Genomic DNA, 13,202 nt, shown 5'->3' on the forward strand with positions numbered 1-13,202 from the left:
ATACAGGATCGGCGAAATATTGAAAGTAATCCTGTCATCCCATAAAAATATGGCGGCCTCGTTCCCGAGACCGCCATGTTCTTTAGAGTGGTTTTGCGCTTAGCCGCTAACTGCAGCAGCAACCTCAGCAGCAAAATCAGATTCTTCTTTTTCGATACCTTCACCAACCGCGTAGCGGATGACGCTTGCGATCTTGATGGAGGATCCAAGTTCCTTGCCTTTAAGCTCAACAGCTTTTTCGACAGAATTTTCACCGTCAACGACGAACGTCTGTTTCAGCAGAACAACTTCCTGATAGAATTTGTTCAAACGGCCTTCGACCATCTTGGCGATAATTTCTTCTGGCTTACCAGATTCGCGTGCCTGATCGGAAAGAACTGTCCGTTCACGCTCTACTGATGCTGGGTCCAACTCGTCAACAGAAACTGCTTCAGGGTTTGTTGCTGCAACATGCATTGCAATCTGCTTACCAAACTCTTCCAGTTTGGCCGCATCGCCTTCACTTTCCAAAGCAACAAGAATACCGATCTTACCAAGACCAGGGGCTGTTGCGTTGTGAACATATGATGCAACGACACCATTTTCGACAGACACGCTCACTGCGCGGCGCAGGTTCATGTTTTCGCCGATTGTTGCAATTGCGTTTGTCAGGGTCGCTTCAACAGTTTCGTCCGATCCCGGGAAAGTTGCCGCTTTAATTGCGTCCAGATCGCCAGACTGTGTAGATGCAACATCTGCGATGCCCATTACCAGTTTCTGGAAATCTTCATTCCGACCAACGAAGTCTGTTTCTGCGTTCACTTCAACGATCGCACCAGACGTTCCGGAAGTTGAAACGGCAACCAATCCTTCAGCGGCGACACGACCAGATTTTTTAGACGCTGTCGCCAGGCCTTTTGTACGCAACCAGTCAATCGCAGCGTCAAGATCACCTGCGGTTTCGGTCAGCGCTTTTTTGCAATCCATCATGCCGGCGCCAGATTTTTCGCGAAGTTCTTTAACTTTTGCAGCTGTAATTTCAGCCATAACCGATCCTCATTTCAATAAATGTGATTGATTTAAACTGTCACATGCCCATTGCGAGCATGTGACAATCGTCAAATTATTCAGAAGCCGCTGGTTGTTCAGCTGGTGCTTCGGCTGCTTCAGCAGGTGCGTCTGCAACTGGAAGCTCTTCTACTGGAGCTTCGAGTGCTTCGCCGAGATCTTCACCCTTCAGTTCCATTCCTTCAGAAATACCGTCGATAACGGCCTGCTTGAACAGATCACAATAAAGGTTGATGGCGCGCAAGGCATCGTCATTACCAGGAACCGGATAGTCAATACCATCTGGGTTTGAGTTACTATCAAGAATACCAACAACCGGAATGCCCAGTTTGTTTGCTTCTTTAACAGCCAGCTCTTCTTTGTTTGTATCAATCACGACGATGATGCTTGGAAGACCGCCCATGTCTTTAATACCACCAAGAGCCAGTTCCAGTTTGTCACGCTCGCGTGTCATTTTCAGGATTTCTTTCTTGGTCAGACCCATTTCGTCTGAAGAAAGACGCTCTTCAACAGTGCGAAGACGTTTGATTGACTCAGAAACTGTTTTCCAGTTTGTCAGCATTCCGCCGAGCCAGCGATGGTTCACATAGAACTGTGCGCACTGCTTGGCACTTTCAGCAACAACTTCAGATGCCTGACGTTTTGTGCCAACAAAAAGGACACGACCGTTACCAGCGACAACTTTGCGAACCGCCGCGAGGGCCTGGTCCAGCATAGGAACTGTCTGCTGTAGATCGATAATGTGGATGTTATTTCTTTTGCCGAAGATGTACGGACCCATTTTTGGGTTCCAACGACGGGCTTGGTGACCAAAGTGAACACCAGCTTCTAAAAGCTGCTGCATACTGAAGAGAGGCTGTTGCGGCTGCATAATGCATACTCCTTTTCCGGTTGAACCTCCGTGAGCCTTGGTCCAGAAACATTCTGAACACCGGATGGTCGTTACCAACACAGTAACTACCGAACTCACGTGTGAATTTACAAGGCGGTGTCTATAGCCCTAATTCCAAAGATGCAAGTGAAAAGTGAGCTTTTCTGTTAAATATCGTGAACATCTACAACACCGGGAACATATTTGATCGCCTGGCGTATTTCTGGAGAGATATTGTAGGTTCTAGCCAAATCCAGCTCGACCTCTTTTGAATCGCCCTCAAGGGTCAGAATAAAGGCCACCCGGCCCCGACCGACGCCACCATTCTGAAGAATATCCGAGACTTGCTTCAACGGACCATCATCATCGATAAAGATCTTGACCCCGTCGCCTGTCTGGGCTGCGACTGTCTCAAGCCGTTGAACTCCTTGCGCTGTCAGTCGGGGTTGTTCGTTGTCGACATTACCAAGGACGTTAATGACAAGAGAACTACCAACCTCCAGAATCTCGCGGCACTGAAACAGCACCTCTTCGAACATTGTGACCTCAAAGGCCCCTGAAGAATCTGACAGTTGAACAAAGGCGAGTGCTTTTCCTTTTTTCGTTCTCAACTGGCGCTTTCCCATAACAGTCCCGGCAAGACGCGCCGCCGTTTCCGATGCCCCAAGCGATTCCAGATATGTGGCGCTGCTGCGAACCCCTGCTTTTTCAAGTGTTTTCGCATAAGCATCGAGAGGGTGACCCGACAAATAGAAGCCAATTGCATCAAATTCGTGCTTAAGGCTTTCCATGGATGTCCAACGGGACGCTTTTGCCAAACTCGGCGTTACCTCTGCCACCGTGTCGGACCCTCCAAAAAGATTAACCTGTCCGCTGCCCCGCTCTTCCTCTGCTTGCTGCGCATATCGTAAAAGCAATTCCAACGAGGCAAAAACCTGTGCCCTGTCCGCATGCAGGGCATCAAACGCACCTGCCCGGGTCAGGTTTTCCGCCTGACGTTTATTCATATGCTTAGGGTTGATCCGGGACGCGAAATCGAACAGGTCCTTGAAGGGTCCATTTTCATAGCGTTCCTTGACGATGCCTGCCATTGCTTCACGACCAACATTCTTAACCGCTGACAAGGCATACCGTACTGCGCCCTCGTCGCCCTTGAATTCGACAGAAAATTCCACCTCTGAATGATTGAGACAAGGAGGGTAAACCGGGATTTTCATTCTATCCAGATCTTGCCGGAATATGTTCAGTTTATCTGTATTATTCAAGTCCAGACTCATGGACGCCGCCATGAATTCGACTGGGTAATTCGCCTTCAGATAAGCCGTGTGATACGACACCAATGCATAGGCCGCCGCATGGGATTTATTGAAACCATAACTCGCAAATTTTGCCACAAGGTCAAAAATGTGGCTGGCATCTTTCGCCTTGACCCCCTGCTCGACCGCCCCATCACAGAAACGCTCCCGCTGTTTGTCCATTTCTTCTTTAATTTTTTTGCCCATGGCACGGCGCAGCAGATCCGCTTCACCAAGGCTGTATCCCGCAAGAACCTTGGCAATTTCCATCACCTGTTCCTGATAAATAATCACGCCATAGGTTTCTTCCAGAATATGCTTCAGTTTATCATGCAGCAAATTCGGCTCTTCAAGACCATGTTTACAGCGAATATAGGTCGGAATATTTTCCATGGGACCCGGACGATACAAGGCCACAATCGCGATAATATCCTCAAACGCATCGGGTCGCATTTTTCGAAGCATATCCCGCATGCCCGAACTCTCAAGCTGGAAAACGCCAACCGTGTCGCCACTGGACAACAACTCAAACGTTTTAGGGTCATCAAGCGGGATCTTGGCAAAATCAATTGGAATATTCCGTTTTGCCAGAAGATCCTTGGCCCGGTCCAAGACAGTCAGGGTTTTCAACCCCAAGAAGTCGAACTTTACCAGTCCTGCCGTTTCCACATATTTCATGGAATATTGTGTAACCGGCATATCAGATCGCGGATCGCGATATAGTGGTACCAGTTTATCCAGCTCCCGGTCCCCGATCACCACGCCCGCCGCATGGGTTGAGGCATGCCGATACAGACCTTCAAGCTGCAGCGCAATTTCAATCAGTCGAGCAACATCCGCATCCGTATCCCGGGCCTCGCGTAATGGATATTCAGTATCCAGTGCCTCCTGAAGGCTCATAGGGTTGGCCGGATTAGACGGTATCAGCTTACTGATCCTGTCAACCTGACCATAAGGCATCTGCAAAACACGGCCCACATCACGAATGGCCGCCTTGGCCTGCAACTTACCGAATGTGATGATCTGAGCGACTTGATCATGTCCGTATTTGTCCTGAACATACCGGATCACACGCTCGCGTTTATCCTGACAGAAATCGATATCAAAGTCGGGCATGCTCACCCGCTCCGGGTTCAAAAACCGCTCGAACAGCAAACCAAAACGCAACGGATCAAGGTCTGTAATAGTCAAGGCCCACGCAACCACCGAGCCCGCGCCTGATCCACGCCCCGGCCCGACTGGAATATCATTTTCTTTCGACCACTGAATAAAATCCGAAACGATCAGGAAGTATCCGGGAAATCCCATCTGGTTGATCACACCGGTTTCATATTCCAACCGGTCGAAATATTCCTTGTGCTTGGCTGCCTTGACATCCTCGTCCATGTCCGCGGTAAACACTTCTTCTTCCAGACGCTTTTGCAAGCCCTGACGGGCCAATGCTTCCAGAGCCCCGGCCTCATCCCGACCCTCAGAGGAAGAAAAGGCGGGCAGGATGGGATCCCGCGCAGGCGACAACACCGCGCAGCGTTTTGCAATCACCAGCGTGTTTTGGATGGCCTCGGGTAAATCACTGAACAGAGCCTGCATTTCATCCGCAGACTTGAAGTAATGTTCGGGTGTCCGTCTTTTCCTCTCAAGATCCCCGACATAGGTACCATTGGCGATACATAATAGGGCATCATGCGCGTCATACATTTCCTTTTTCGGAAAAAAACATTCATTGGTCGCAACCAAGGGAATATCGTGCTCGTAAGCCAGATCCAGCATAAACGGCTCGGTCAGTTTCTCCAAATCCAGGTCATGACGTTGAATTTCCATATAAAGGCGGCCAGGGAAGATCGTTTTCAACCGAAGCAGATACGTTTCAGCATCCTCCATCTGCTCGTTCTCAATCAGCTTTCCAATGGGGCCTTCTGCGCCGCCGGTCAAGCAGATCAATCCTTCAGAACAACTTTCCAGATACTCAAGACTGACCTGCGCCGTATCGCCCGCCTCGGTTTCAAGAAAGGCATGAGAGGTCAATTTTAAAAGATTGTAATACCCAGCCTCATTCTGAGCCAAAAAAACCATGGGATCCGGATCCGGTTTCCGACCATTTCGGTCAAGCGGTCCGGTGCTGGTCACGGAGACCTGACACCCCATAATTGGCTGGACGCCGCCAGAGGGAAAAGACAGTGACATTTCCAGACTACCAAACAAATTATTAGTATCTGTCAATGCGACCGCAGGCATTTTAAAATCCTGACACAGCCCTAACAGTCTTTTGACCGGTATCGCCCCTTCGGACAGGGAGTACGCGGTGTGAACCCGCAAATGGACAAAACCGGCATGGGACAAGGAAACATTCTCCATCAGTGACTTTATACGTCCCATTATCACACATCCCTTTTAAAAGATCAGTCCTTGACACCCTCCGTTTTGATAAATTCTTGTGGATAAGTTGCGGTGGCTGGATCCCCAAGCCGCAACCAATCAAACTTCATCCTGTAAAGCTGTGAACAATTTCGGCCCAAAAAACCATGGTCGCCAAAGCACCCCCGAAAACGAGACATTCAAAACCGTTTTTCATCCAATTAAAGTTCGACATTTTCATCTCCATTGTTCTTATGGAGGCTATTTTGTTCTTGTTTTGTTCTTTTGTCAAACTAAAAAAAACACCCTCAAATAAAGGGTGCCTAAACTGATATTTATCAATGCCTTAGACCGCGCCCCTATATTTCGATCAGGCCACATTCCCGCATGACAGACAAAATATCACTCAGTGCCTGCCCCACATCCCGTCCTGACGTATTTACGGTCATCTCCGCCCGCGCATACAATGCCTCACGGCTCATCAGGATACTTTTCAATTCATCCATCGCTTCCGGATTACCCGCCATGGGTCGCTCGTCCCCTTGCCCCCGAACCCGTGACATATGATCATCAGGATCGGCCTTGAGCCAAATTGTGTGATAGTGACGTAGAAGATAATTGAAGGTTTCCGGTTCCGACACAATACCGCCCGCCACAGCAAGAACGATAGAATCATGTGTGGCAGCAATCCTTTCCACGGATTGTTTTTCAAGCCTTCGGTACCCCTCCTGTCCATATAAGGCAATCACCTCATTTACCGGCATACCACTAGCTTGTTCAATTTCCTCGTTCAGCTCCAGAAAAGGCACGCCAATTTCTTCCGCGGACATCCGTCCCAGAGTGGATTTTCCAGCCCCGCGCAATCCAATGAAAGCAATTCGCCGCGACCGTTTTATGGCGGGGTGGTCGGGATCAAGTATTTCCAGCACGCGATTTCGCTGTTCTTTCGTCGACTGCTGCAAAAGTGACAGAATGGGAATAATTTCTGAATGGTAAGGATCTTCTTCGCCAACAAGCCATTCGATTTTATAATCAAGGGCATCGGCCACCCGCCTCAACAAAACAATGGAAATATTCCCAGATCCGGTCTCCAGCTGCGCAAGATAGCGTTGCGACACACCCGAAATATCGGACAGGGCCTTCCGGGAAATATTTTTCCGAGATCGCGCCTCACGAACCCGCTGCCCCACCATCTCCATAAAGGGGGCCGCCAAATCGTTTTCAAAAGAGGAAGTCTCTTTCTCTCTTGTGAGTGTTTTACCACCAAAAGACGCAATTTCATTTTCCATAGGCTGTACACCAAATCGTTCATAACACGCGAAAAACACTATATTTCAATGGCTTCAACATATAACACGCAGTATTACAGAGGTCATTACTCAATCATCAATGGTTCAATAAGCGACCGAATATCCGGAGGAGCCGATTGCTTTTTGAAACTATCCGCCTCGACGAATACATTGACAAATGTCCCGGTGAAACAGTCAATCCCGTCCTGACGCCCGATGACCTGAAAGGTAACCGAGCTCTCGCCAACTTTGCGAAGCCTCACTTCACATTCCAGTGCAAATCGAGGCGTAACAGGAGAAACAAAATCAAGACTCAAATGAACAAAAGGAGTTCCAACATTTCGGTCCAGATTTAAACAATACCAATCCTGCCCCACATGCTCTTGCCACCAGGCGTCGATAGCCTCTAGTGCAAAACATGGAAGCCTGCCGGTATAGGCTATCTTCGCGGGGTCACAATCTCCCCAGCCAACCCGTACCGAATGAATAAAAGGAAGTGTGACCATTTAATCCTCAATATGTTTCCAGATGGTAACGGCCATTTTCCCGCAACTCATTTCGAATATCCTGCCAGTTAAGGCCAGCACTGCTTGCAATGGTTTCAAAGGCCTCTTCGACCCCCTCTTCCATGTCTTTCAGGCCGCACACATAAATATAGGTATGGGGCGAACTGATCAGGCGGCTGATCAAATCCGCTTTTTTGATCATTCTGTCCTGCACATATTCCTTGTCATGACCTTCCTCGCGGGAGAATACCAGTTCTTTATGAAGGAAACGATCGGGCACTTTTTTCAATGGACCAAAATAAGGGAGCGCGTCCGGAGTTCGAGCCCCGAAAAACAGAACCAGATTTGCATTACTTTCTGGTGCGATACGCTGGCGACGCATTGTAAATGCTCTGAACGGGGCTGACCCTGTTCCCGTGCAAATCATCAGTAAGTTCGCCTGAGGGTCATTCGGCATCAGGAAGGTCGCGCCAAAAGGACCGGTAACCTTAACCTTATCGCCCTTCTTAAGGTCACAGACATAGTTGGAACAGACGCCGTTTGTTTCGCGCTTTACGGTCAGCGCGATATTATTTGTGTTTGGTCGCTCGCCATCGCGGGGGCTGGAAAGTGAATAAAGGCGCGGTAAATATGGCATCCCATTTTCGTCCGTACCGGGAGGCGTAATTCCAACACTTTGACCTTCAAGAACAGGAAAGGTTTGTCCGCCCATATCCAGAATAATGTGCCGCACATCATTGTCGGACTGTTCGTTGGTCAGGCGAAAGTTTCCCTGTACTGTTGCTTCTGCAGGATTTCCCAGATTGAACAGGTTCACCGTTGGTTTCGATGCACTTGACGGTGCAATGGCTTTACCGCCTGCCCCGGCATGGGCTTCGGCCAGCAATGCTTCAATAGACTGATCAAGCGCCTCGATACTACCGCCGCCATCCTTATCAGAGATTTCTTCCTGTTCAGGCAACTCCATCCAGGAAAACTGATCTTCCAGACTGTAAGGGGTTGTCACTACCCGCCAGTTATCAATAGACCCGGTTGGGCATGGCGCAATACAATCCATACAAAAATTACATTTTGTAAAATCAACAACCACATTGTCATCATTATGCGTAATGGCATCAACAGGGCATGCATCTTCGCATGTGTAACACCGAATGCAGATTTCAGGATCGATTACATGTTGCTTCTGAGGAGTGCTCATAAGGTGATCTATTCCCTATTTCAGAGATGCATTGAGGACCGAGAGACCCGGTCCTCGACTTTATCTATCTGTTACGAGTCGTGCAGCTGTACATATTCAAAGTCGCCCGGCTTGTTGTCAATTCCAATACGGGGCGGTGCAATCCAGCCTGCATATTTCCCGGCCTCAAGGCAAGGCTTCATCAGGGATTGAATATAGGCCGCATCATCTGATGAGGGCAGCCACTCATCCCGGCGGGCATCATAGTCTGCCTGAGAAATAATATCACCGGCAGGCGTTGTCCGTACAGACGCAAATTCACCGATCTGGCGATGAAATGCCTGATGTGGAATGGTCATTTCGAACTGCACACCGGTTTTGGCAATCAGTGCATTCCAACGTTTCACCCCTCCAGCTGCATCTTTGATATAATCATCCCGCAGACGCATATTGATCGCTGACAATGCCGGAACCTCTTGCAGGGTAATAACCCCGTTTTGCAAGCGAGTTACCGGATATGTGCTGTTTTTCAACTGATGGTCATCATCAATCTTGGTTTCCTGAAAACGCCCCTTAATACCGGCGTTGAAGGCATTTGCCGCGTTTGTGGAGACCTCTGAACCAAACAGGTCCAAAGACAACGTATAATGAAAATTCAGCTTTTTCTGAATGGTTGGAAGGTCAATTACTCCCAGATTACGAACCGCATCGATATCATAAGGATCTTCAATGCCCGCCTCTTTCATCGCATCACAGGTGCGTTGAATGACCCGGCCAACGCCTGTTTCACCAACAAACATATGATGGGCTTCTTCTGTCAGCATGAAGCGGCAGGAACGTGACAAAGGATCAAAGCCTGATTGCGCCAGGCTTTCCAATTGCATTTTACCATCCCGATCGGTGAAATAGGTAAACATGAAAAAAGACAGCCAATCCGGTGTTTCTTCGTTGAAGGCCCCCAACATCCGCGGGGCTTCTTCCGATCCGGACTGCCGGCGCAATAACTCGTTGGCTTCTTCACGGCCATCCCGGCCAAAATACTTTTGCAGCAGATACACCATTGCCCAAAGATGACGTCCTTCTTCGACATTCACCTGAAACAAGTTCCGCATATCATACAACGACGGGGCCGTTTTCCCCAAAAAGCGCTGTTGCTCGACAGATGCTGGTTCCGTATCGCCCTGAATAACGATCAGACGACGCAACATGGAACGATATTCACCGGGCACTTCCTGCCAGACAGGCTCGCCGTAATGTTCGCCGCACGGAATTGTCCGATTTTCAACTTGCGGCGACAAGAGAACGCCCCACCGGTATTCAGGCATCTTTACATACCCAAATTTTGCCCAGCCTTTCGGATCGACACTGACCGCTGTCCTTAGATAGACCTGACTTTCATGAAAGCCGCTCGGCCCAAGATCTTTCCACCAGTTGATATATCCCGGATGCCAGCGTTCCAAGGCTTTTAGAACACGCTTATCCGTCGACAGCCCAACATTGTTGGGAATTTGTGTATCGTAACTCACATTTATCAGATCAACCATATCATGTTCCTCAGCCTAGTCAGTTATATCAAGTGGCGCTGCCACACATCTTTTTTTCGGATATTGCCTTAAACGCGGCGCATATCATATTCACCCCGAACACCGGTCCCGTAGCGCTGCAACGCACCACTTTCGCCCACCGCATTCGGCCGCTGGAAAATCCAGTTTTGCCACGCGGTCAAGCGTCCGAAAATTCGAGTTTCCATGGTTTCCGGGCCCGCAAAGCGAAGATTGGCTTCCATTCCGGTCATTGCATCTGGCGAGAACTTGCTTCTTTCTTCCAGGAAAATGCGGATTTCGTCTTCCCAATCGATATCATCGAACGAGTAAGTTACAAGCCCTTGCTCTTCCGCATCCTCCGCGTCGATCAATTGACCTTTCATCTTCTCCAGCATTGAGACCTGTGCCGGATCTCCCAGAAAACGGGTCTGTAATCGTGTCAGGTCGTTGGACATTGGATAAGGACCAAAATTCCCGTCGGTCAGCAAAAGGGTTGCTATTGGACGATTATCGCCCTCAAACTCGCCTTCCGCCATATAGCTGCGATCGACAGAAAACAGTATCTCAGCCAGCATCCCCGCGTAACAGGACCCCGGTTCCACCAAGGCGACCAAAGACCGGGATGTTAAATCAATGCGTTTTAAAACCCGTTTCCAATAAAGAGAGATTTCCTTGGCCAACCAATGGTCCTGATTGTCCAGAACCAGTTTTTCATGGGCTGCAACCTGTTCGGGGTCCCCTTGCGTGGAGAATAAAAGAACGCCGATTTCAAGCTCGTTGAGCCGCAATTGCAGGATCGCGTCATCCAATTCACGGGCGCAGCGTAAAATCCAAGCGTCCGCACCCTGATCCAACAACTCATCCATTGATTGAGGGACCGTCGATTTTGGACCAGTAATATTGATTGTGGCCGTTCCTGCATCACGGTCGATTTCCACTTCAACCGTTGAATAAACAAGATTGCCATTATCTTCGATTTCGCGCGTCAAAGGTGTCAAGGCAATCCCCTTTTCCGCAGGAGCCCGATTTGATTTCTCGGCAAATGCCAAGGCCCGTTCTTTTACCGTTTCATCAAATTTGGAGTTGGCGAGCACCTCATCTACCAAATTCCACTTTAACGCACGCTTTCCCCTGACACCTTCTTCGAGGGAACAGAATACATCAGCCAGGTCGCGGCGAACTTTACGTTTATCTGTGACACGCGTAAGGCCGCCCGTTCCCGGAAGGACAGCCAGTAACGGAACTTCTGGCAGAGCCACATTGGACGAGCCATCATCGGTCAGCATGATATAGTCACAGGCCAGAGCAAGTTCATAACCACCACCGGCACAGGCGCCTCTTATTGCGCTGATATAATGCTGCCCGGATTCTTCACCTGCTGCTTCAAAAGTGTTGCGTGTCTCATTGGTAAATTTACAGAAATTCACTTTATGGGCATGCTCAGCACCACCGAGCATACGAATGTTCGCACCCGCACAGAAGACCTTTTCCTTGCCGGATTGAAGGACCACTGTTTTGACTTCCGGGTGTTCAAATCGCATCCGCTGGACGATATCGGCAAGTTCAATATCGACCCCCAAATCATAGGAGTTGAGTTTAAGCTCGTAACCGTCAAACAGGCCCCCATTTTCATCAACATCCATAAAGAGACTGGCAATCTCGCCATCATACTCGATCCGCCAATGGCGATAAGATGTTGGGTCTACCTGAAAATCGATGCGCTTGCTCACAACTGTTCTCCTCTAGCGTTTAGCATTATGCATAATAATGCACTAAAATGCCACTTGTCCAGAAATTTCTCTCTCAAAATTGACAAAACAATGATTGAATTGTGCATTATATATCATTATTCGATTTAAAACCTTCAAAAAAGGGCGTGATATCCGCCAGTCTTATCTGGTATATGCTTTCAACTTTTCCCGAAAAGGCCTGCTCCAGCAACGCCCTGGACAATTTTCCCAATCGCACTGCCGCATCAAACCTTCCCAAATCCTTTTTAAGTTTTGCATTGGTAAGCTGTATCATCGCCTGCAAGAAAAATTTTTCGGCACTGTTTGGCAGACATTCCAGCCACACCCCTTCCCAAACTTCATGGGCTTCCCAATAGTATCCCGCTTCAAAAAACACGCATCCCAGCGATACCTTCTCCAGCGACTTCAGCGAGACCCGATCATCCCGACCCATGAAAAGCTCAATGGTCCGCTTCGTCTCAGCGTGAATACAGTCCCGATCTCCCACACGCCGGTGCATTGGGCCTTGCGGCAGGATATCCGCCGCCGAATAGGGCGCTTCCTTAACCAGTAATGTCATTTATTTTCAAAGACCTATTCTGTTATCTTGAATAAAATTCTTTATCGCATGCACGACATCTTCTGACATTTCCAGATGCGGACTATGCCCGCAATCGGGTAGCATAAAAACAGTACCATCGCCGGACAACTCTCTCTCAAATGCCTCTACCTGCCGGCAGGTGCCGTACTCGTCCTGCGCCCCCTGTATCATCAATGCCGGCACGGCTATGGTGCGCACTGACGACAGGATCTGCCAATTCAAAAACGCCGGATCAAGCCAGGCATCACACCATCCATAAAACGCACCATCAATATCTGAATGGTATTTCGCAAGCCTGTCTTTCAACCCTCCCTGCTCGAAAGCCTCTTTTATCAGGCGTATGGACTTCACGCTAATATCCTCTGCAAAGAAATGAGGAGCAATCAAAACAATCCCCGCCAGTCCCTGTCCCGCACACTCCCCCGCATATGCTGCGGCTATAGACGCACCATCACTATGCCCAATAACCACATAGCGTCGCGCCCCAACGAAGGAAATTACTTTCGGCAAAGACACCTTAGCTTCGATATTCATATAATCAAGGGCGCGGGGCAGCCTAATTGGATCAGACCGGCCATAACCCTGCCGGGAATAGGCAAAAACCCCAAACCCGAGGCTTTTTACCAGCCGAAGCGGAAAGTCACGCCACAGGTCAACACAGCCCAATCCCTCATGCAACAGGAAGATCGTTGGTGCGTCGTCGGGCGGCGGACCAAAACACCGCCCCTCTAACGACACACCGTCCACTTCAAAAACAAGGGAACTCTTGGTTTGCCAGATCATGGCC

10 protein-coding genes are annotated in these 13,202 nt (G+C 49.2%); all 10 read right to left on the minus strand.

Annotated features, from left to right (window positions below):
• Nucleotides 1-99: 99 nt before the first annotated feature.
• The 10 genes from tsf to OIR97_RS10570 all read right to left on the minus strand — a co-directional run bounded on the left by tsf (nt 100) and on the right by OIR97_RS10570 (nt 13,198).
• On the minus strand, nt 100-1,026 hold the full coding sequence (gene tsf / locus OIR97_RS10525) for a translation elongation factor Ts (protein ID WP_169545589.1): 927 nt from the start codon (nt 1,024-1,026) through the stop codon (nt 100-102).
• A gap of 76 nt (nt 1,027-1,102) precedes the next feature.
• Nucleotides 1,103-1,918: a 30S ribosomal protein S2 gene (gene rpsB / locus OIR97_RS10530; RefSeq protein WP_219821726.1), complete on the minus strand. Its 816-nt coding sequence runs from the start codon at nt 1,916-1,918 to the stop codon at nt 1,103-1,105.
• A 167-nt stretch (nt 1,919-2,085) separates the two neighbouring features.
• Nucleotides 2,086-5,589 (minus strand): DNA polymerase III subunit alpha, encoded by a 3,504-nt coding sequence (dnaE, locus tag OIR97_RS10535; RefSeq protein ID WP_219821727.1) that lies wholly within the window; start codon nt 5,587-5,589, stop codon nt 2,086-2,088.
• Between the two features lie 338 nt (nt 5,590-5,927).
• Complete coding sequence (locus OIR97_RS10540) at nt 5,928-6,857, minus strand: helix-turn-helix transcriptional regulator (RefSeq protein WP_169545590.1); 930 nt, start codon at nt 6,855-6,857, stop codon at nt 5,928-5,930.
• Nucleotides 6,858-6,943: 86 nt separating this feature from the next.
• Nucleotides 6,944-7,363: an acyl-CoA thioesterase gene (locus OIR97_RS10545; protein ID WP_169545591.1), complete on the minus strand. Its 420-nt coding sequence runs from the start codon at nt 7,361-7,363 to the stop codon at nt 6,944-6,946.
• A 7-nt stretch (nt 7,364-7,370) separates the two neighbouring features.
• On the minus strand, nt 7,371-8,561 hold the full coding sequence (gene boxA / locus OIR97_RS10550) for a benzoyl-CoA 2,3-epoxidase subunit BoxA (RefSeq protein WP_169545592.1): 1,191 nt from the start codon (nt 8,559-8,561) through the stop codon (nt 7,371-7,373).
• Between the two features lie 71 nt (nt 8,562-8,632).
• Entirely contained in the window at nt 8,633-10,084 is a 1,452-nt protein-coding gene (gene boxB / locus OIR97_RS10555; protein ID WP_169545593.1) for a benzoyl-CoA 2,3-epoxidase subunit BoxB, read from the minus strand.
• Between the two features lie 68 nt (nt 10,085-10,152).
• Nucleotides 10,153-11,814, minus strand: coding sequence for a 2,3-epoxybenzoyl-CoA dihydrolase (gene boxC / locus OIR97_RS10560; protein WP_169545594.1), 1,662 nt, complete (start codon nt 11,812-11,814; stop codon nt 10,153-10,155).
• 106 nt (nt 11,815-11,920) lie between these two features.
• Entirely contained in the window at nt 11,921-12,394 is a 474-nt protein-coding gene (locus tag OIR97_RS10565; RefSeq protein WP_169545595.1) for a DUF309 domain-containing protein, read from the minus strand.
• A 6-nt stretch (nt 12,395-12,400) separates the two neighbouring features.
• Nucleotides 12,401-13,198, minus strand: a complete 798-nt coding sequence (locus tag OIR97_RS10570) for an alpha/beta fold hydrolase (RefSeq protein ID WP_169545596.1) — start codon at nt 13,196-13,198, stop codon at nt 12,401-12,403.
• Between the last annotated feature and the right edge of the window lie 4 nt (nt 13,199-13,202).

Source organism: Sneathiella aquimaris (genome assembly GCF_026409565.1).
GTDB classification, from domain to species: Bacteria; Pseudomonadota; Alphaproteobacteria; order Sneathiellales; family Sneathiellaceae; genus Sneathiella; species Sneathiella aquimaris.